The organism is Arthrobacter sp. S2(2024), assembly GCF_036662515.1.
GTDB lineage: Bacteria > Actinomycetota > Actinomycetes > Actinomycetales > Micrococcaceae > Arthrobacter.
In genome coordinates this window covers 132659-153558 of sequence record NZ_JAYKZI010000004.1, presented here as the reverse complement: position 1 = coordinate 153558, position 20900 = coordinate 132659, and the positions used below count along the sequence as shown (strand labels likewise).

Sequence of the window (20900 nt, the reverse complement as noted above, 5' to 3'; positions counted from 1 at the left end):
GGGCGGCGGAGGGGCAAGTGGCGGCGGGGGAGCGGGCGGGCTGCGGAACGGCGGGCTACGCGACGGCGGCGGGTTCCTTGGGCGCTTTCAAGGTCCTCCGGAGTTGCGGCGACGCATCGATCCGGGCTTGGGCATCGCGCAGTGCCAGCACCGCCGTCTCAAGCTGGGCCGGCGCGAGCGTGTACGGAACGCGCATGAAGTGCTCGAAAGCCCCGCCGACGCCGAAGCGCGGGCCGGCCGCGAGCCGCACGCCGAAGTCCGGGGCGACGACGGTGAGCGCGGTACTCGACGGCGTGGGCAACCTGCACCATGCCGTCAGCCCGCCGCGCGGACGTTCCACGTGCCACCCGGGAAGGTGCTCGGCCAGTAATCCGAGGAGCGCTTCCCGGTTCCGCCGCAGCTCCGCAAGCCTCGCGTCCAGCGGTTCGGCGAAAGCCCGGAGCAGCCGAGCCGCAGCCAGCTGCTCGACGACGGGCCCGCCCAGATCCATCGTTGTCCGGGTCTGCACGAAGCGGTTGATCAGGTCCTCTTCGGCGCGGATCCACCCGGTCCGGAGCCCGGCCCAATGCGATTTGCTGAGCGATCCGATGGTCACCACCGCCGGACTGAACGCCGCGAGCGGCGAGGTGCTGACGCCGTCGAGGTTTAGCTCCCGCAGCGTTTCGTCTACCACCAGGACAGTGCCCGTCCCTGCCGCCTCGCGGACCAGGCGGCGCCGCTGAAGGTTGGACATGATCCGCCCGGTGGGGTTGTGGAAGTCCGGGACGAGGTAGGCCATGGCCGGGCGTTGGTGGCGCATTGCGGCCACCATGCCGTCGATATCCCAACCGCCCGACGTCGGCTCGGCGGCAGCGCCCGACGTCGGCTCGCCGGCAGGTGGCATCGGTACCGGAACCGTGCGTGAGCCCGAAACGCGGATTGCATCGAGAGCGTTGGGGTAGCTGGGATGCTCCACGAGGACCTTCTGCTGCCGCCCGGCGAGGGTCTTCAGGATAATGTTCAGCGCGTGCTGGGCCCCCGAAGTCACCAGTATCTGTGCGGCCGTCGTGGGGATGCCGGCTGCCGTGTAGCGGTCCGCGATGGCTTCCCGGAGGGGCGGGAGGCCGACCGCGTCGTAGCCAAAACCGGGCAACAGCGCAGGGAGATCGATCAACGCATCCGCGAATGCCCGGTGCACCACCTCGCCCGTCGCTGGCAGTGAAGCATAGGCGAGGTCGAGGATCCCCTCCGGAATGGCCAGTCCAGGTCCGCTGACAGGGACCGTCCGGTGTGGAATGCCCGTCCGGCCCCTGCTGCCCTGGCCGCCGCTCAGGAATCCTTGCTCGCGCAGGCTGGCATAGGCGGCAGTGACGGTGGTCCGGCTGACGCCCAGGGTGACGGCGAGCGCGCGCTCACTGGGCAGTGCCACGTCGAGTGGGATGCGCCCGTCCATCACCAAAAGGCGTACGACGTCGGCAAGCTCGCGATAGGCGGGAGCGGCGCCAGTGTTCCACGGACCGAGGAGACGCACCATGGCTGTGGGGTTGAGGGATCCGGGCATAAGACCAGTATTGCAAACTGGCTATGGAAAGCAATGCCAGTTTTCGGGAGCATGGTTTCATGATGACCCGCAGAATCACCCAGCTCCTGATTGGCCTCGCAATGTACGGGATCTCCCTGGCCATGTTCATCCGGGCCGGCCTTGGCCTGGACCCCTGGGATGTCTTCCACCAAGGCGTCGCGGGGAAGATCGGGTGGAGCATCGGCACGGTCGTCGTAGTGGTCAGCTTCCTGGTTCTTCTCCTCTGGATACCGCTGAGGCAGATGCCCGGTTTCGGAACCCTCGCCAACGCCGTTCTGGTGGGAGTCTTCGCGGACATCGGCCTGGCCCTGATCCCGGCGTTCTCGCACCTGGGTGGCCAGATCGCCATGCTCGCCGGCGCCGTGGTCCTGAACGGAATCGCCTCCGCTTGCTACATCGGCGCACGCCTTGGCCCGGGTGCCCGCGACGGACTCATGACGGGACTTGCCCGCCGCACCGGATGGTCGGTGCGTTTGTCCCGGACCTTGATCGAGGTTGTCGTGCTCGGTGTGGGCTGGCTGTTGGGTGGGTCCGTCGGCGTTGGAACCGTTGTCTACGCCTTGGCCATTGGCCCGGTGGTTCAGCTATTGCTGCCGCTGTTTACGGTTCCGGTGAAGGCTCCCGTGGCTGCCCCGGAAGCGGTGCCGGCCACTTCGTGACGCGGAATCTTCCTGGCGACTCGCAGATTTCTTGACGCCCCCGGAATTCCGGAGGCGTCAGGGAATTTCCGCAGCGTCAGCCGGACGAGCCGGGCTGGCACTCCGGGCAGAAGTAGATGGTGCGGTCTTCCATCCCGGACGCTGGCCCCAGCACTCCGCGGCGAATCGGCGTCCGGCAACGAAGGCACGGCTGGTGCTCGCGGCCGTACACCCAGTAGCCGGAGCGGGGAATTCCCCGGACTCCAGGGAACGCTGTGCCGCGCGTGATCCTTGGCCCGGGTCCGAGGTTGGCTTCGAGCATAACCTTGGCTTCGGCGAGCATCGCCGGCAGATCCTTCACAGCCGATACCGGCGCGGCCGGATGCACCCCGGCCAGGAAACACGCCTCGCAACGGTAGATATTGCCGAGGCCGGCGAGGTTCCGCTGGTCCAACAGTGCGACGCCGATCGGTGCGTCCGGCGCGGCCCGGAGCCGACGAACGGCCTCTTCCGCGTCCCAGTCGGGACCGAGCAGGTCCGGGCCGAGGTGCCCTACTACGCGGGACTCGTCCGTCGTCGGGATCACCTCCAGGATTCCCAAGGAGAAGCCGACGACGTCGGCCGTCGCTGTGCGGAGGACGCACCTGGCCGTGTGGCCGGGTTTCCTCCACCGGCCGCCGGGGGAATAGACCTGCCAGCTTCCCTCCATTTTCAAATGCGAATGGATGGTCAGGGCGCGGCGGGATGGTCCGGTAGCCGCCGAACCGGCGTCGTCCGCCGGCGCAGTCGCGACCGACCCAATCGCCGCCGGCTCCAGCAAGCGCATGAGCAGGTGCTTTCCCCGTGGCACTACCTCGGACACGGTCCATCCGGCCAGGTTCAGTGTGGCAAACCTGGGTACCCGGAAGTCCGAGGAGACAAGGGTCTGCCCACCGAGGGCCTTGTGCAACTCCGCGGCGGCCCGCCAGACCGAGTCACCCTCAGGCACGGATCCTCAAACCCTTCGGCGTGGAGTACGCCCCGGCAGCCGCAAGGGCGGAAGCCACGGGGGTGTCCAAGAGGTCATGGCCGTTGACCTTTTCCATAATCAATTTGTCCACGGCTCCCCGCCGCACCACTCCGACGAGCGCGGCAGCGGCAGCGGCCAGGACGGCGTCGTCTTGGCTGAAAGTGAGCAGGGTCTTCCCTCCCCGTTCGACATACAAAACCAAGGCGCCGTCGACTATCACCACCAGGGCACCTGCTTTCCGTCCCGGACGGTGGCCCGATCCAGCGTCGACGGCCAACGCGGGCCACGGGAGGGCCGCGCCATACGGGTTTGCGGGGTCCGTTGCGGCGAGGGCCAAAGCGACTGGCTCCGTTTTGGCGAGTTGGGCGTCCTCCGTGAAGGAGCGTAATCGGTCCACTGTCGCCGGCACGGCAAATTGGGCGGCGCCGAGGTGTTCGATGAAGTAGCCGCGGCGGCACCGCCCGGCTTCTTCGAGGCGCGCGAGGACCTTGTACATCAGCCCGAATCCGCCCACGATGTTCTCCACCATGACGGAGCCCCGAGTCACGACGCCGTACCTGTCGAGGAGGAGTTCGGCGGTGCCGCGCGCGTGGATGGTGGGGTCGAGCTCGGGAGCAGGCAACGCGGACCAGCGTCCAACGGCGAGCGGGGGAGTCGGAGCCGCTCCGGTGACCGAGCCGTAGCGGCCGCCCGCGAGTCCGGGCGAGCCCATCAAGCCCGTGCCGTGCGAGCGGCCGAGCCTGCTCATGCGCAGGGACCTGGCACGCGGCGGCCGCGCGGGCTGTTTGTGCGCCGTGCGTCCGCCGGCAATCATCGCGCGGACGGGGCCGAAGGTGTCGCCCGTGATGCGGCCGGCCCACACAAGGTCCCACAGGGCAGCCACCACGGCATCGTCGCTAAGGACCGCGTCCATGCCGCCGGCAACATCGGTGAGTTGCCGGAAGAAATAGGCGCCCCCGCCGGTCTGCAGGTATTCCAGAAGGCGGAGTTGGGCGTCGCCGGGCTCGAATTCAGGGTCCGGGTTGAGGGTGAGCTCCGCGGCTTCGGCCACATGGAGACTGATCCAGCCGTCGTTCCCGGGCAACGAGCCAGCCCCTGACCACAAGACTTCGCCCGCGGCCATGAGCTCGTCCAACATGGCCGGCTGGTAATCGGAAATGCGGCTGGCCAGCACCAAAGGCTCCCACGCCGACGCCGGAACAGGCACGCCGGAGAGCTGGTCGATGGCGGTCATGATGCCGTCGAGCCCGCGCAGCGCCGGGGCACCCCTGCCTCCAGAAGAACCAGGACGGCCGGCCGAGGGCACGGATACGTTTTGCCAGGCGGGGAGGAACCGGCCGTACGCGGCAGCGTCCACCGGCTCCACTTCGGCGCGCAGCGCGGCCAGTGAACGACGCCGGAGCTTGCGCAGCACTTCGGAATCGCACCACTCGCTACTCAATGGGACTCCGCGGAGCGGAACAGCCGGGAGTTCCGGTGTCTCCAACAACTCCGAACCCTCATCGGGAACCGTGGCCGGCGCACTCGGGTGCGGGCGGAACTCGCCCTCCACTACGCGGCCGTCCGCCGCCAGGCGTTTGAGCGCAGTGCTTACGACGGCGACACCCAGTCCCAGCCTCGAGGCGGCTTCCTCGGCCGTGAAGGGTCCGTGGGTTCGTGCATATCGGGAGACCAGGTCCCCGAGCGGATCGTGGACGGGTTCGATGAAGGCGAGCGGCACTCCCATGGGCAGCGGAACCCCGATGGCATCGCGGAGCCGGGCCGCGTCCTCGATAGCGGCGAATCGTTCAACGCCGCTGAGCGTCACGGTGAGGGCGCGGTTGGCCTTGCGCAGCGCCGCCAGATGCGATGCGGCCAGATGCGATCCCGCCGCCAGTTGCGACGCGGCCGGATCCGCGGAAGCTTCCACTCCTTCGGGCTGCAAACGGGCCGCCACTTCTTCGACGCTCAAGGGGCCGAGCAGGCGCAGCAAGTCCGCGACGCCTTCCATCCCACGGACCAGCCGGTCCGGTGCCAGCCGCTGGAGCTCGAGCTCGGTGGCCTCAATGACCTTCGCGTCGAGGAGTTCGCGTAGTTCCACCCTGCCCAGGAGCTCGTTGAGGAGCGTGGAGTCGAGGGCCAAGGCAGCGGCCCTGCGTTCGGCGAGCGGTGAATCGCCCTCGTACAAATACTGGGCCACATACCCAAAGAGCAGCGATTTGGCGAAGGGCGAGGGCTGCTGCGTGGTGGTCTGAACCAAGCGCAGTTCCCTGCGTTCGATCGAAGCTGCTATGTCTTTCAACGCGGGGAGGTCGTAGACGTCCTGCAAACACTCGCGCACGGTTTCGAGCACGATGGGGAAAGACGGGTACTTCTTCGCGACATCCAGCAATTGCGCGGAGCGTTGCCGTTGCTGCCACAGCGGCTGCCTTTTCGCAGGGTTCTGGCGCGGCAACAACAGGGCGCGCGCGGCACACTCGCGGAAGCGGGAGGCGAACAAGGCACTCCCGCCAACCTCCGCCGTCACGATCTGCTCAAGCTCCTCCGGGTCGAACAGGAACAGCTCGGCCCCCGGAGGTTCGTCCTCCATCATCGGGACCCTCAGCACGATCCCGTCGTCGGCGGCCATCGCGGAACCGTCCAGCCCGTAGCGCTGCTGGAGCCGCTGCCCGACGGCGAGTGCCCACGGTGCGTGGACCGGCATGCCGAAGGGGCTGTGCAGCACCACGCGCCAATCGCCGAGTTCGTCATGGAACCGTTCGACCACGAGCGTCCGGTCATTAGGGACCACTTCCGTGGCCTGCTTCTGTTCGCCCAGATACTGGATCAGGTTGCCGGCGGCGAAGTCGTCCAGTCCGCTGGCCTTGCAGCGTTCCAGTGCTGGCTCTTGGTCCGAGGCGGAAAGCTCACGCACGAATGCTCCGAGGGCGCGGCCGAGATCCACCGGCCGGCCCAAGGAATCGCCCTTCCAGAAGGGGAGTTTTCCGGGCTGGCCGAAGGCGGGCGAGACAAGGACACGGTCGTGCGTGATGTCCTCGATTTTCCAGCTGGTGGCGCCCAGGGCAAAGATGTCGCCGACGCGTGATTCGTAGACCATTTCCTCGTCGAGCTCGCCGACGCGTCGGCCGCCTTTGGCAGCGCGCGACGCCGGACTGGGCTCCTGTGCGGACCCTGCACCGGCCTGGCTGGAACCGGAGCCGGACCCAGAACCGGTGCCTTCGCTCTCGGTGCCGATGATGTACACGCCGAAGAGCCCGCGGTCCGGGATGGTTCCGCCCGAGGTGACGGCAAGTCGCTGTGCTCCGGGGCGGCCCTCGATGGTGCCGGCATTCCGGTCCCAGATGATGCGCGGCCTGAGTTCGGCGAATTCGTCCGAAGGATACCGGCCAGCCAGGAGATCCAGGGTGGCTTCGAAAGCTGAGCGGGGCAGGGTGGCGAAAGGAGCGGAGCGCCGAACGGTGGCGAACCATTCCTCGACATCGATGCTTCCCAGGGCGGTGGCGGCGACCGTTTGTTGGGCGAGGATGTCCAAGGGGTTGGCTGGAACGTGGAGGCGTTCGATCTTCCCGCTCAGCATGCGTTCCACAGTGATGGCGGTGTGGACGAGGTCTGCCCGGTGCTTGGGGAAGAGTACGCCTTCTGAAATCTCGCCTACTTGGTGCCCGGCGCGCCCAACCCTTTGCAGTCCGCTCGCCACCGACGGCGGCGACTCAACCTGGACTACAAGGTCCACGGCACCCATGTCGATGCCGAGTTCCAGGGACGACGTGGCCACAACGCACCGCAGCCGGCCGGACTTGAGGTCATCCTCGATGAGTGCCCGCTGGTCCTTGGACACGGAACCGTGGTGCGCGCGGGCCAGGACCGGATCGGCGCCGCTCGTGCTGCCGGCCTGGGCCATCATGTGCGCCGGAGTCGCCGTCGAGGACGGCAGCCCCGAGTCCAGCGCCGAATCCGCCGCGGCGGAAAACACATCCACCGCCATGAGTTGGCGCTCCGCGTAGATCTCGTTCAATCGGGCTGTGAGTCGCTCCGCGAGACGCCGGGAGTTCGCGAACACAATGGTGGACTGCTTCGACAGCACAAGGTCGACGATCTTCTCCTCGACATGCGGCCAAATGGACGCTTGCGGTTGCAGTCCGGAGGCCGGCCCGGAGTCGAAGGCGCCCGCGGCTCCCGCCAGGTCGGACATGTCCTCCACAGGAACGCTGACGCTGAGGTTCCAGTTCTTGTGCGACGGTGGTGCGACGATTTCCACGGGTGCCGAACCGGCGAGGAACTGTGCGACGAGCTCGCGCGGCTCCACGGTAGCCGAGAGGCCGATCCGTTGGGCGGGTTTCGGCAGCAGAGCATCGAGCCGTTCCAATGACACCGCGAGGTGTGCGCCACGCTTGGTGCCTGCAACGGCGTGGACCTCGTCGACGATCACGGTGTCCACCTCGCTGAGCGTCTCCCGGGCTTTGGACGTCAGCATGAGGAACAAGGACTCGGGCGTGGTGATGAGGATGTCCGGCGGGTGGCTGAGCAGCGCGCGGCGGTCCGCCGTCGTCGTATCTCCTGAACGGACTCCGACGCTGACCAGCGGGGCCGGCAACCCGAGCCGTTTGGCGGTTTGCGTGATGCCGATCAGCGGCGAGCGGAGGTTCCGTTCGACGTCCACGCCGAGGGCCTTGAGGGGTGAGATGTACAGGACTCGGGTCTTGCGCTTGGGAGCTTTGGCACGGGCGGTTGTGCCCTCAAGTTCCGGAAGGGCGCCCGCCGAAGCAAGCGGGGACACGGACAAGAGCCGGTCCAACGCCCACAGGAATGCTGCGAGCGTCTTGCCGGAACCCGTGGGTGCAACTACAAGGGCGTGCGATCCCGAAGAAATGGCCTTCCATGCACCGTCCTGGGCAGGGGTGGGCGCGGAGAAAGCACCGAGGAACCACTCCCGCGTGGCACGGCTGAAGCGGTCCATGGCTGAATTGCCAGGACCGCCCGGTAGCTTCTGCTCCTGCATTCCTCCATCATGCCTCACGGCACCGACACAATAAGGAACAGCGCTGGACCGCCTACCCCGCCTGGAACGCCTGGACGGTCAGGAGATTGATATTGGTGTTGCTGCAGGCCGTGTATTGCTGCGGGATGAACAGCGAAGCGGTGTCCTCGGGTGGGTAGACCCGGAAGCCGGCGGCTGGGGCCTGGGTGCACTCGGGGTAGTTCCCGGCCTGGGTGTAGCGGAGTTGGGCGAAACCGGCCTTCCCCGGAGCGAGGAGCACTTGCGTCACAGGCTGCGAGTCGTCGCGCGCGGCAGCCGCGCCGATCGGATCGCCCGCGGGTCCCGACGTGAGTGAGACGCCCGGGAAGCCATTGAGGACGCAGGGTTGCGTGCCGGAGTTGGTCAGGATGAGTTTCATGTAGACGCTCCCTGCCGCTCCGCCCCCTGTGGAGTCGACAGATGCCGTCAGCGAGCCCGCTTTGCAGAGAGCGACGCCTGATGGCGTCGTCCCGGTGCTCGATGGCGTGGCGCTGCCGCCTGAAGTAGGAGTACTTGAGGCCGAGGCCGACGGTGACGACGAGGCCGACGCCGTGTCGCTGGGTATGGCTGATCCCGAGGGCTGGGCCTGGGTTTGGAAACAGCCGGAGAGCAGGAATACCGAGGCTGCTGCCATCGTGAGCAGGAGACCGTTCTTGACTCGCATATTCGTCATGCGCACAGCTTTTCGTCGTCATTTGCCGGAGTCAACTGCGGCGCGGCAGCGGCGCCGGATTGGCGTCCGGATCGTAATGTTCCGGACGCCGACCCAACGGAGCCGTTACTTGGAGACTGATGCCTTGGCGGAACGGCTGCGGAAGAAGGCCGCGCCACCCAGACCCAGCCCTGCCACGCCGGCGATCAGGCCGGCCCAGCTGCGCGCCTGTGAGCCGTCGTCGGTCACGGAAGCTGCCTGCTCGGTGGAGATGGACGCAGCCATGTGACTGTCACCCGCGGCCGGATCTGCGGCTGTGACGGCCACCGAAGGAGCCGGAGCCTTCAGCGAGTGCGCGTCCTGGCCGTCCTTCGGGATTTCAGCCCAGTTCGTCTGCCCTTGCTCGCAGTTCTGGAGCGTGGGGAAGTAGAGGGTCTTGCCAGCGGTGTCGGGCAGCTTCACGGACAGGACCAGCGCGTCGCGCAAGTGCGGGTCCAGCGGAGCCTTGGTCGTGTAGACGATCTGGCTGGTGCGTTTGGTGATCGATGTGCCGTCGGCCAGTTTCTTGGGTTCCGGCAGCGTCTGCGTCACCTTTTCAACTGTCCAGTTGGGGTTCACCGTGGGCGTGGCGTCGGTCAGTTCCTCGGGCAGGTTGATGGTCAACTTGGTGGTGCCTGAGGTGTCGCAGCCGTGCGGGACGCCGAACGTCAGCAGGGCATACGAGTTGGCCGTGGTCTTGTCCGGGTTGATGGAGACGTGGGCAGATGCGCCTGCGAGGCCGGCCATCATCAGTGCGGCGGTGCCGCCCGCGATTGCGGTAGCGGACAGGGCGCGGCGGAGTGAGGACTTGTTCATGGTTGTTGCCTTTCAACGGGCGCGCGAAGGCGCGCCAAAGTGAGGGGATGTGCCCGTCACCAGTTGAAGGCGGTGCCGGGCGGAGTCAGGAGGGTACGACGACGGCGGGCGGGCCGCGTCTGCTGTCTTGCCTGAGGTTCCGCCACGGGCGGGGGATGAATACGGCAGGTGCGCTGAACGCAACAGCTGCGTTGCCGGCGTCGGGCCTGAAGATCAGTCGGATGAGCTGCAAGAGGGGACGAAGCCAGGCCGCGAGCTGCCACAGTGCCTGCTCGCCCTTGGCCAGGAGTAATGCCGAAGCGGCAGTGGCGAGGGCGTGCCCCGTCAGCATCAACCAGCTGAGGGGAGTGTCGACCTCATGAAAATGGACTGTTTCAGCGCCCAGCGGCGGGGAGAGGTGTTCCGCCGCCAAATGGTGTGCCGGTGAGCCCGGAGCCGGAACGGCGAGCGGACCGAATGCCGTGAAGGCTTCGTGCAGGACAAGCTGGCCGGCTCCCAGAAGCGCGGCAATGACCGGAAATCCGAGCTTGAACCGGGTGGCAAGAGTGGTGACGAGCCCGGTCAATGCAAGGACGGCCAACAGGACCGGAGCGACGGGAAGCGCACCCCCGGAGAGGACATGGGCACCTGCCGCGAGGGCAACAATGGCGACCGCCAGGGCCACCGAACGCATGGCATGGAAGGGCGTCCGGGCATGCGATGCGCGCACGGGTTCCTCCCTCGGTAGCGTTCAAGCGGGTGGTCGACCGTCCGGTTCGGGCTGGCCAACCCCGCAATTCTACCGGTGGTTCGTGGCCGTGCCGCTGTCGGATGGGTCGTATGACGGGGTCATGCTGCGGGTTTGGGAATCAGGCAGTTATTGCCGGACCACCTTCGGAGGGCTTGCCTGCCGGGCCTTTGCCGGATTGTCCTTTGCCGGCCGGCCCACCGCTCTTCGGCCCCTCGCCCGCCGGTTCCGGCGCGGCTTCCGAGAAGCTGCGTGCCGCGCGCGAACCGGCGATGGTGCTTGCCCCAATGCTGATGAGGGCCCCGAGGATCATAGCGGCGGCTTCTCCCGGTTCCAGCAAATGCAATTGGGAGCCGATGGTGGCGGCTGCAACCGGCACTCCCAATTGGGACGAGGCCAGTACTGCGAGCGGCAGGGGCTGGCCGAGGGCCCGGATGCTTCCGTGCACCAGCAGTGTTCCAAAGCCAAGGCAGATCCCGAGGAGGATCATGCTTGGGCTGCCCGCGAGGGTCCTTAGGTCGAGCGATGCACCCAGCCAGACGAAGAAGACCGGCCCCAGGAAACCGTCGCTCACGGCGAAAAGCTGGTGCGCCAGGCGACGGGGTTCGCCCACCGCGGAGACCACCAGGCCGAAGGAGAACCCGGCCAGCATGATGGAGACGTGGCCGAGGACCGCGAGCCCTGAAAGCGCGAACAGCAAGGCCAGCTGGATCCGCAGTTCCAGGGCGAACTTCCGGTCTTCGGATATGTCGTGTAACCGTCCGCGGTTGCCGCTGTTCTCCAGCCAACGAAGCACGAAGAACAAGACCAACGCGCAAGCCGCGACGACGGCTGCCCCGACCGCTGCCCGGCCGGCGTTCGGCGGGTCAACGGCTAACGGAAGCGCCACAATGCAAGCGATATCAGCGATCGCCACTTGCGCCGTCGTCGTCAGGACCTTCGGCCCTGTCAGCCGAAGCGAGTCGACGATCGGCAAGACCAACGCTGCTGAGGAGGATGCGAGCAAAACGATGTAGAGGGGAGCATGTCCGGTGCCGAAGGCTAAAGCGATGACGACTCCGACGACGGCGGCCAGCACCGCGGCGACGCCGGCGCGCAAGGCGCCGCTACCCAGGGCGGGACGGATGGCCTTGTCCCGCACGGGGACGTGCGTCCCGGCGACGAACATGATGAGGGCGAACCCGACGTCGGCCACGAACGTGAAGGTGGGATCCGAGGAGTCCACCAGTCCCAGTCCCGTGCGTCCGATGACGATGCCTGCCAGCAACTGCCCCAAAACAACGGGAAGGTGCCATTTCCGGGGTAGCGCCAAGAGCGGACCGAGGAGCGCGACTGCGGCGATCAGCGAAAGCTGAAAGAACGACACCTTCCTCCTTCTCCGGGCCTGGCGGTTGGTCTGCGGTGTTTACCGGGGCGCATCAGCCAGTTTCAGGGGAATGTCCGTGTTCTCGTCGGTGTAGTAGCTCGCGCACACCCGGTGATAGCCATCAGCCACCTGAGCGGGCATGCCCGTGGCCAGGTCTCCCCGGACCATCAGGATGGGCGAGAGCTTCTTGCCCTCCTTGATCTTCTTCAGGTCCGAGGCCACGTGGGCGTTCTCTTCCGGGAGCAACGCCAAGCGGGCGGCCCGGAGGATGTCCTTGGCTTTGCGGTGCTGGATGGGCGCGTCCTTGAGGGCGGCGACAACCGATGCCACCACATGGTCGGATTCCAGCAGGGAAAGGTAGTCTGCGGCGCTTGGGTAGTCCTGGTCCTCGGGCTCCGGCAACCAGCGGACTTCGCCTTTGTTATCGTCAGGCATGCGTCGTACTCCTTGGCCAGCGGTATCGGCTTGCAAATGTGGGTGGCGCGGGACGGGGGACCTTGGAGAGGTCCGTGCCGGGACGCCGTCGTCGTAATTCAAGGGCGAGGCTTTCTTGGCCGCGCGCCATCGCCCAGTGGTGATTCGCGGCAAAAGCGGGTTTGAGCAGCCAGCTTAGCCGCCGGAGCAGGGGTTTCGATGTGCTGACCCGCCAGTCATAGGTGATAACGGTTTCCGGGCCGTCCTGTTCGAAAGTCCAGCGCCCGGTACCGCGCAGGTCGCCGCTCGCCGCGATCGCGAAACCTTGCTCTGTGATGGGTTCGGTGACCGTGAACCTCCAGCGCAGCGTGTACGGCAGCCAACCTTTGGACTGCAGCGAGAAGGCCTTTCCCGTACCGTCGGCGTTTCCCGGGTCCAGCGGAACAACCCTCAAGTACACCGAAGGCCACCAGCGGGGCAGTGTCCCCGCGTCGCCTAAAATATCCATGACCTCACGCGGGGTCCCCGCGACGCGCCAGACAGTGAGGAACTCGTAGTCGGCGTTGCTCTTGGAAGTGCCGCCCATTGCTGCCTCCAGGGCGCGGATGGATAGTGGACTCACAGTACTCATGCCGTTGCACACGGTCAACGGCCCGGCTTCGGCGTGCCTGCGGGCGAGTTACTCCCGGACGGTCACAGCCAGCCGCTGGATGTCGTTGTTTCCCATGCCTTGATAGTTCCACTCCGGCGTTTCCGGCTGGGTCTGCCCTGTGGAATCCGTCGCACGGCATGCCAAATCGTGGGAACCGGGCGTTGCGATCCACGTGAATGTCCATCCGCGCCACGAATGCCGGCCGGTGGGAGCTTGAAGTTGGGCCTGCTCCCAGACCCCGTCCACGCAGACTTCCACGCTCTCCACGGTTCCTTGCCCGGACCAGGCCCGGCCGCTCAGCTGAACCGGTCCCGCGTTCACCGCGCGTTGCCGTGTGAAGAAATCTGGAACGCCGGGGGGAGCCATGAGGGAACGGACTTTGATCCGTTGGACGGGCTCGCCGGGATCGCCTGCGTCTTGGGTGTAACGGTAGGAGTCGAGCTGTTGGTAACCGTCGAAGCTGTGGTCAATTGCCTCGATGGATTGCAGCCATTTGACGCTCGTCATTCCGTACCAGCCCGGGACGAGGAGCCGGACGGGGTAGCCATGTTGAGGTGGCAGGGCTTGGCCGTTGACCTCATAGGCGAGCAGGACGTCGTCGGACATTGCTTCCGCGAGCGTCAGGCTGCGCGCGTACTGGTGCTCCACGCCGCCCTGGATCCCACGGTCCGCGCCCGTGAAGACGAGTTCGACGGCGTCGGGTGACACGCCGGCGTCGAGCAGCAACGGAGCAAGCGGGGTGCCGGTCCACTCGGCGGTGCCCACCCCACCCTGGTCCCAGGGCTGGCTCACAGGCCGCGGTTCCAGCCGCGAGCGGCCGTTGCCGGCGCACTCCATCGTGACGGCTTGGGTGCGGCGCTCGCGGTGCTGGAGGTCAGGCAGAGTGTACTCGTGCGGATGGTCCACGAGCCCGCCGATATTCAGCCGCCACGAGACGGGATCGATCTGGGGAACGTCGAAATGGACCAGGAGATAATGCATGCCCAGCGGTGTGACGGGCCATCGGAGCATTTCCAGCGGCATGGCGTGGTTGCGCGAAGCGAGTTGCAGTTCCTCGCGGGTGATGGGACCGGTTGTCGGAGCGGCCGTAGCGGCCGGTGCGGTTGGTTCTGTCGGAACAGCGGGGGCGGTAGGGGCTGGGGTGGCAACAGCGGCGCCTTCCGCTGTGCGGCGGGTGTTGACGCTCATGCTCCCAGTATGGGCGCCCGGAGCAGTGGTGTCACTGGAATTTGGCCGGGGAAGCGAGGCGCTTGTCCCGCGGTGCGTACGGCGACGGGGGCGGGGGCCGCGTCCGACGTCGGGCTGTTGGGAAAGTATTCTTGGTCTTTGGCGCTTGCGCTCCTGGACAGAGACAGATGGAAGAAGGAGAGCCTCCGTGAAAATCCGAGCCCCACGACTCGACGTGAGTGGCGTTCTCCTTGTTTGGGCCCTGATATTCGGGCTTTGGCAACCTTTTATTTGGTGGCGGGGGATTGTCGCTGCCGTATGTTTGATCATCGCGCTGTGGGGCTTTGTTGCTTGGTACCGGCGTCGTCCTACGCGGGGACGTTAGGGCACCTGATTGCAGCGCGGCTGGTGATTATCTGTTTTTGTAGATCTTCAGTTGCAGGGAGTGGCGATGGTTCAGTCCAGGAAGCTGATTCTGATTGGCTACTGGGACGGTCCTGAGGCAGACCCGTCATGGCCTTCTCCAGAGGAATTCGTGGACGCAAGTTGGGACATCGATGAGCGTGATCTTGTCGTATCCTACTTGCGGATGGGGTTTGTCGCGCGGAGCTTCATGGGGTTCTCGCGCTGTCGGTTCTGTGGGAAAGAGAACGGCAATCTGGAATTGAGCGACGGCCATTTCGTGTGGCCGGATGGGTTGGCTCATTACGTCGTCGAACATGGTGTAAGGCTTCCGGACCGGTTCGTTCGCCACTCGTTAGCTATTATTGACAGCCTTGAGAGTGCGTCCCGAGACGTCGAATGGTGGCGAGGAATCAGCCCGACTCAGAAGCACTGACTCACTGAGCGGCACGTAACGACATCACGCTTGGTTCTGCATTGGATGGTTTAATTAAGCAAATTCAAGATTTTCTCAAAATTCTGTTGCAGAATGGCCAGTTCCGGCGGAGGCGCCGGTATCCAGACGGGAGGAATCTGGCTAATGGTGAAACTTTCCGATGGACAGATGCTTCCCGACCGTGTCTTCTATTCGCTGCTTAGCCCTAAGTACGGCGGGCCCGCAGATTGGAACAGAGTTGACGAAATCTCAGGAACTTGGACTAGCAAACGAGATGTAATCAGCAAGCAGAACTTCGTCGTCGCCGATATCGTTGACCGCTTGTTGGGGTCCAAATTCTACGTAAACGGATCTGGAGCCGATCGGACGATCGAGTATCCAATTGGTGACTACGACACCGGTAATTTCATTGTATTTAGACGTCAGTGACCGGTAGACATGATGGCCGTCGATGCTATGAATTTTTGTGGTACCCACAGGACACCACAGGAAATCCGGTTGGCGGCGCATTTGCCATGGTCTCCGACTGGCGCCCGTCCCGGTCTCGTGCGATTTCGCTCCGCTGTCAGGGCTGGAGTCGTGCGCTCACGGCGGTCTAAAAGCTGAACGCGTCACGCGTCGAGAGCACTCTTCGGGTCGTGCTCGAGCGCAGCCGTGATGGCGGTGTATGACGCCACGGTCAGGGGTTGAGCGGAACCTTCGAGAGCATAGCGCACAGTGACCGGACCCTGGACCATTGAATTCCTGTCAAAGCTGTCCTTCTCAATGGCCGTAGTCTCGGCGGCCGGAATCACACCCAGCGCAGGCCTCGTCACAACCCAGCGCGACCTGGCCGATGTGGCCACGACCGCAGTTCAAAGGGCCAGCCGGAGCATAGCCGTGATTGACGCCTCCAAATTCGGGACAACGGCACTGATACAGATGGTCCCGCCCGCGCACATTGAAAAGTCATCACTGACAGTCGATTAGATCCGCAAACGGCCGATGCCTACAGATCATCAGGCTGGACGATAGAGATCGGTCCGTAGAACGGACCGGCCCAATGCATCAGGTCCGCACTGCTCGCACCCCCAACTGACTCGATACCTCGAGTCTTACGACGCACTCGACGGAAGCTGTCCTGGCCGAGTGTCACCAGAGAATCCCCCGGTCGGACATAGCTTCCATGAACGGGTTTGGTAAGCGGGCACGCCCCCGATTGGGCGGCCTCCCCCCAGCTCAGGCCGACGAAACGCCGGTTATCGGCGTTTGGAAATGGCCGGGGGAGTGCCCGCAGAAGGGGTCTCTGATCAGTGCACGAAGGCCGGTACGCAGAATCCTTGAGGGCAATCGACGCGGCTATCTACTCCGGGAAGGTGCACTACCTGGGCCCATCATGCTGCCGAAGGTAGGGCGCCGCGCAAGCGCCTGGCACCCGCCCCTAAAGAACCAGCACAAGCAACGTCGTGAAACCCTTGGTTTCTTGCACCTTGAATTGACCTTGCTCAGATTAGTATCCAATTCGTCCTAATGGATCCGAAGTGAGTATTTCCCCTTACTAATCGGGGATCCTAAGCTGGTCGGAGCATGGCACCGTGCCCTGCCTCGATCTGCCAGGAGTGTCAATGGAGACTCGGCACCTGAAGTACTTCATTGCCGTGGCGGAGGAGAGGCACTTTGGCCGGGCAGCTCTCCGCCTGCACATGGCGCAGCCGCCGCTGTCGCAGGCGATCCGACAGCTCGAGGAGCAGCTCGGCACCCCCCTATTGGTGCGCACCACGCGCAAGGTTGAGCTCACCCCGGCCGGGCAGGTCCTGCTGGACCGCGGACGCGCGCTGCTGCAGGACCTCGGCGCCCTCGTGGACGACGTCCAGCAGGTCGGCGCAGGAGCCACCGGCGTGATCCGGGTCGGCTTCACAGGAACCGCCACGTACCGGCTGATGCCCAGCATCGTTCAGGCAGCACGCCGGACCCTCCCAGGGCTCAGGATCACTGTGCAAGGCGAGATGCTGACACCACAGATGGAGGCTGCTCTCGAAGAAGGCCGGCTGGACGTAGCAGTCCTCCGCCCCCCGGTCCGCTCCGACGAGCTCACGCTGAGGTTGCTTGAACAGGACCAGCTGGTGGCGGCTCTGCCTGCCGATTCGCCCCTCGCGGAGCGCGGCACACTGGACATCACCGATCTGGCCGCCGAGGACTTCATCGGCTATTCCGCGGACTCCGTAGTCAACACCATCTCCGTTGAAGCCTGCCGCAAGGCCGGTTTCCAGCCTCGCCTGGTGCAGGAGTCCAAGGAAACATCCACCCTGCTCTCGCTCGTGGCCGCCGGCATGGGCGTCGCACTCGTGCCCATGACCTCCCGGATGTTTTCCTTCCAAGGCGTCGCCTTCCGCCCGCTCCGGGACCCCCCGCCGGTTGACCTCGCCGTCGCATGGAACCGGAACAATGCGACCCCGCTGATCCGGACCTTTCTGGGCCTCTTCGACGCCCTCCCCGCCTCACAGCCAGCAGCCGCCGCAAAGGACACCTCCGAATGAAAATCGCACGTATTGAGGCCATCCCCTACTCCATCCCCTACGCCCGGCCCCTGAAGTTCGCGAGCGGAGAGGTCACGGCCGCGGAACACGTGCTGGTCCGGATCCATACGGACACTGGCATCTGCGGCGTGGCCGACACCCCTCCACGCCCCTACACGTACGGCGAAACGCAGGAATCCATCGTCGCTGTGGTGACCAATGTGTTTGCCCCGCAGCTGATCGGGCTGGATCCGATGGACCGCTCCAAGGTCCAGCAGGTGCTCCGCCGCACGGTCAACAACCCCACGGCCAAGGGGGCCCTGGACATCGCCCTGTGGGACATCATCGGCATCTCCCTGGACACCCCCGTGCACAAATTGCTTGGCGGCTTCACCGACAGCATGCGGGTGTCCCACATGCTGGGCTTCAAGCCCGCCGCCGAGCTCCTCGAGGAAGCGCTGGGGTTCCGTGAAACGTACGGCATCGACACCTTCAAGCTCAAGACCGGCCGGCGGCCGCTCTCCCTGGACGTCGAGGCCTGCCATGTGCTGCGGGAGGGCCTCGGTGCGGACACCGAGATCTACCTCGACGCCAACCGGGGCTGGACGGCGAACGAGGCTATGGAGGTCCTCCGCCAAACCGAAGGTCTAGGACTGTCCATGCTGGAAGAACCGTGCGACGCCAGTGAGGCCATGGGCCGCCGCCGGCTCGTGCAGCAGTCACGCATCCCCATCGTCGGCGATGAAAGCGTCCCCACTCTCGGCGACGTGTCCCGAGAGCTGCTCTCCGGCGGCAGCAACGCCATCTGCATCAAGACCGCGCGCAGCGGTTTCACCGAGGCCCAGCAGATCCTCGGCCTCTGCGAGGGGCTGGGTGTGGACGTCACGATGGGTAACCAGATCGACACCCAGGTCGGAAGCCTGGCCACCGTGACGTTCGGCGCCGCCTTCGAGGCCAGTTCCCGGCGGGCCGGGGAGCTCTCCAACTACCTGGACATGACGGACGACCTGCTCGCAGAGCCGCTCGAAATCAACGACGGTGCCATCCGGGTCCGCGAGATCGCTGGCGTTGGCGCTGTCATCGATGCCGACAAGCTGCAGAAGTACCGTCAGGACTAGGCCTCCCCGGCCGCACCTGCCCTCAGGAACCCAACACCGTAAGGAGAACTTCATGCTCTACCTGGTCCGCATGGACGTCGATATTCCGCTGGACATGCCCAAAGAACGCGCCGACGCCATCAAAGCGGAGGAACGGGAGTACTCCCAGAAGCTCCAGCACGACGGCCGCTGGCCGCATTTGTGGCGGGTCGTGGGCGAGTACTCCAACTACTCGGTGTTCGACGTCGCGGGCAACGACGAGCTGCACACCCTCCTCTCAGGCCTGCCGCTGTTTCCGTACATGGGCATCAAGGTCACGCCGCTCGCCAAGCACCCCTCTGCCATCGAGTAGCCGGTCGGATTCGGATTCATATACCCCGGCTCTCAATCAGTGACAGATGGGTATTTCTCATCAATCAATGCCGGGCCTACTGTTGAAACAACAAGGAACGTGAGGCACAGCACAGTGCAGCGCACAACGGTCCGGAACCCCAACCGTGAATCGACGAAGGAGTCATCATGACGACGGAAACTCAGGCCACTGCGGCCGCTTCGGGGGCTGGCGCCACCGCCCGCTTCAGGGAAAACAAGCAGCTTGCCGCTGGCACGGGCCAGGAGCGAGTCAACGCCCTCGCCGGCCGGCTCATCAAGGCGGTCAACGACATCGTGCTTGACGAGAAGGTCAGTTACGACGAGTACAACGCCTTCAAGGCCTGGCTCATCCAGGTCGGCGAGGACGGCGAATGGCCGCTGTTCCTGGACGTCTGGGTGGAGCATTCGGTCGAGGAGGTTGCCAACGCCAACCGGAATGGGACCAAGGGCACCATCGAGGGGCCGTACTACATCCCGGACGCGCCCACACAGAACACTCCGGCAACCCTGCCGATGCGCGAGGATGAGCCCGGCACTCCGCTGCTGTTCCAGGGCCAGACGAAGAACGTCGCCGGAGAACCGTTGGCCGGTGCGCTGATTGAGCTGTGGCACGCCGATGACCTCGGCTTCTACTCCCAGTTCGCCCCGGGGCTGCCGGAGTGGAACCTCCGAGGCTCTGTCATCGCCGACGGCGAGGGCAATTTCGAGATCAACACCATCCAGCCCGCGCCGTACCAGATCCCCACGGACGGCGCCTGCGGGGCGCTCATCGCTGCGGCAGACTGGCACGCCTGGCGCCCCGCCCACCTGCACCTCAAGGTTTCAGCTCCCGGGCACCAGCCCATCACCACTCAGCTCTACTTCGAAGGCGGCGAGCACGTTGTCGACGACATCGCCTCCGCCGTCAAGCCCGAACTCATCCTCGCACCCACCCGGCGTGCCGACGGCCAGGGTCGCGAAGTCACCTACGACTTCATCCTCGACCCCGAGGACTAAGCCCGCTACCAGTTCCAGGACTGGTACTCGTTAGGCACGGGGGCGGCCCCGGGCCTAACCAAACATCGCACACGGCGGCACCGTTCCGCCGTCGATCCATCCAGCAGACATGCCGCGATGGCGCGCTGCCAAAAACGCTCCTTCTGCCCCATAAAGCCAGGCAGCATTCAGTGCCCACACAACCCCACACCAGACAGGAGATGTCGATGACTCAGGGAGCAGTCAGAGCCGGAGTTGATAACCTCGACCTGCGGCACGCGTTCGGCAGGTTCGCCACCGGAGTCACGGTAGTCACCACCCGCACGGCCGACGGTGTCCCGCACGGTGCCACCGTCAACGCCTTCACCGCGGTGTCCCTGGACCCACCGCTGGCTCAAGTGACGCTGACACGTACTTCACGGGCCGCCCGCTATCTTGAAGGCGCCCCGTTCGCGATCAACATCCTCTCGCTCGAGCAGATGGACGTCGCGTTGCACTTCGGCGGCAAGGTGCTGGACGATGAGCCCGAGTGGGCCCTCGCCGGCAACGTTCCGGTGTTGCTGAAGAATGCAGCGACGCTTGAATGCCGGCCTTGGAACATCTATGACGGCGGCGACCACATCATCGTGGTGGGCGAGGTCATCGCTTTGGACATCACCGATCGCCAGCCGCTCCTGTTCTTCAACGGGAAGTTCCGCGAGATGGGGCGCTTGGTCGGGGGTGCTCCGTGGGACCACCCCGGCGACGCTCCCGAATCGGGCTGGTTCGCCGGCTCCAGTACTTTCAAACGGATGCGTAGCCCCTAGCCGGGATCCCTCCCGCCAGGACGGCCTGACGCTTGTCGGCGTTCGTCGATTCATTGTCGGATGGCAGCGACGGACGAGTCCTTTTAGCCGGAACACAATTCGCACTTTCTAGACGTTTGCATAAGGCGTTCCGATGGTTCGTGCAGTCTCGCGCCACCGGCGCGAAATTCAAGTCAGAGAACGACATCGTGCTTTGTGGGTGCCCGTGAATGAATTGGGGCGTCCTTTTTCATCCAGATTCTGAAGTTTGTTGCTATCAAAGGAGATAAGACAATGACGA

18 protein-coding genes are annotated in these 20900 nt (G+C 65.2%); 8 read left to right on the top strand and 10 right to left on the bottom strand.

Going from position 1 to position 20900, the window contains the following annotated elements; translation table 11 throughout:
- Positions 1–55: 55 nt before the first annotated feature.
- Entirely contained in the window at positions 56–1540 is a 1485-nt protein-coding gene (gene yczR, locus VLA65_RS10145; protein WP_332602432.1) for a MocR-like transcription factor YczR, read from the bottom strand.
- Between the two features lie 59 nt (positions 1541–1599).
- Between yczR and yczE the strand changes: the two genes are divergently transcribed.
- Entirely contained in the window at positions 1600–2220 is a 621-nt protein-coding gene (yczE, locus tag VLA65_RS10140; RefSeq protein WP_059388569.1) for a membrane protein YczE, read from the top strand.
- A 76-nt stretch (positions 2221–2296) separates the two neighbouring features.
- Here the strand turns inward: yczE and VLA65_RS10135 are convergent, their stop codons facing one another.
- The 9 genes from VLA65_RS10135 to VLA65_RS10095 form a co-directional block, all read right to left on the bottom strand.
- Positions 2297–3187: an Fpg/Nei family DNA glycosylase gene (locus VLA65_RS10135; protein WP_332602431.1), complete on the bottom strand. Its 891-nt coding sequence runs from the start codon at positions 3185–3187 to the stop codon at positions 2297–2299.
- Positions 3180–8186 (bottom strand): ATP-dependent helicase, encoded by a 5007-nt coding sequence (locus VLA65_RS10130; RefSeq protein ID WP_332602430.1) that lies wholly within the window; start codon positions 8184–8186, stop codon positions 3180–3182. The genes VLA65_RS10135 and VLA65_RS10130 overlap by 8 nt, the downstream gene beginning before the upstream one ends.
- Before the next feature lie 52 nt (positions 8187–8238).
- A complete protein-coding gene (locus tag VLA65_RS10125) occupies positions 8239–8877 on the bottom strand; it encodes a DUF4232 domain-containing protein (RefSeq protein WP_332602429.1) in 639 nt (212 codons plus the stop codon).
- A gap of 105 nt (positions 8878–8982) precedes the next feature.
- Positions 8983–9711, bottom strand: coding sequence for a YcnI family copper-binding membrane protein (locus VLA65_RS10120; protein WP_332602428.1), 729 nt, complete (start codon positions 9709–9711; stop codon positions 8983–8985).
- 85 nt (positions 9712–9796) lie between these two features.
- The gene (locus VLA65_RS10115) at positions 9797–10420 is read right to left on the bottom strand and encodes a hypothetical protein (RefSeq protein ID WP_332602427.1); all 624 of its coding nucleotides are present in this window, start codon (positions 10418–10420) and stop codon (positions 9797–9799) included.
- A 139-nt stretch (positions 10421–10559) separates the two neighbouring features.
- Positions 10560–11804 carry a cation:proton antiporter gene (locus VLA65_RS10110; RefSeq protein WP_332602426.1) on the bottom strand — a complete coding sequence of 415 codons (1245 nt, stop codon included), beginning with the start codon at positions 11802–11804 and terminating at the stop codon, positions 10560–10562.
- Between the two features lie 39 nt (positions 11805–11843).
- Positions 11844–12239, bottom strand: a complete 396-nt coding sequence (locus VLA65_RS10105) for a hypothetical protein (RefSeq protein WP_059388573.1) — start codon at positions 12237–12239, stop codon at positions 11844–11846.
- On the bottom strand, positions 12232–12804 hold the full coding sequence (locus tag VLA65_RS10100; RefSeq protein ID WP_332602638.1) for an SRPBCC family protein: 573 nt from the start codon (positions 12802–12804) through the stop codon (positions 12232–12234). Before VLA65_RS10100 ends, VLA65_RS10105 begins: the two co-directional genes overlap by 8 nt.
- 93 nt (positions 12805–12897) lie before the next feature.
- On the bottom strand, positions 12898–14058 hold the full coding sequence (locus VLA65_RS10095; RefSeq protein WP_332602425.1) for a sulfite oxidase: 1161 nt from the start codon (positions 14056–14058) through the stop codon (positions 12898–12900).
- 910 nt (positions 14059–14968) lie between these two features.
- On the opposite strand from VLA65_RS10095, the gene VLA65_RS10090 reads away from it, so the two are divergent.
- From VLA65_RS10090 to VLA65_RS10065, 7 genes are all read left to right on the top strand, one after another.
- On the top strand, positions 14969–15304 hold the full coding sequence (locus tag VLA65_RS10090; protein WP_332602424.1) for a hypothetical protein: 336 nt from the start codon (positions 14969–14971) through the stop codon (positions 15302–15304).
- Between the two features lie 336 nt (positions 15305–15640).
- Complete coding sequence (locus VLA65_RS21995) at positions 15641–15844, top strand: hypothetical protein (RefSeq protein ID WP_442880278.1); 204 nt, start codon at positions 15641–15643, stop codon at positions 15842–15844.
- A gap of 635 nt (positions 15845–16479) precedes the next feature.
- On the top strand, positions 16480–17391 hold the full coding sequence (locus VLA65_RS10085; RefSeq protein ID WP_059388578.1) for a LysR substrate-binding domain-containing protein: 912 nt from the start codon (positions 16480–16482) through the stop codon (positions 17389–17391).
- Entirely contained in the window at positions 17388–18488 is a 1101-nt protein-coding gene (locus tag VLA65_RS10080) for a mandelate racemase/muconate lactonizing enzyme family protein (protein ID WP_332602423.1), read from the top strand. The genes VLA65_RS10085 and VLA65_RS10080 overlap by 4 nt, the downstream gene beginning before the upstream one ends.
- Before the next feature lie 52 nt (positions 18489–18540).
- Positions 18541–18819, top strand: coding sequence for a muconolactone Delta-isomerase (gene catC / locus VLA65_RS10075; protein WP_059388579.1), 279 nt, complete (start codon positions 18541–18543; stop codon positions 18817–18819).
- Between the two features lie 167 nt (positions 18820–18986).
- Positions 18987–19835 carry a catechol 1,2-dioxygenase gene (gene catA, locus VLA65_RS10070; protein WP_332602422.1) on the top strand — a complete coding sequence of 283 codons (849 nt, stop codon included), beginning with the start codon at positions 18987–18989 and terminating at the stop codon, positions 19833–19835.
- Between the two features lie 206 nt (positions 19836–20041).
- Entirely contained in the window at positions 20042–20620 is a 579-nt protein-coding gene (locus tag VLA65_RS10065; protein WP_059388580.1) for a flavin reductase family protein, read from the top strand.
- Positions 20621–20900 lie beyond the last annotated feature (280 nt).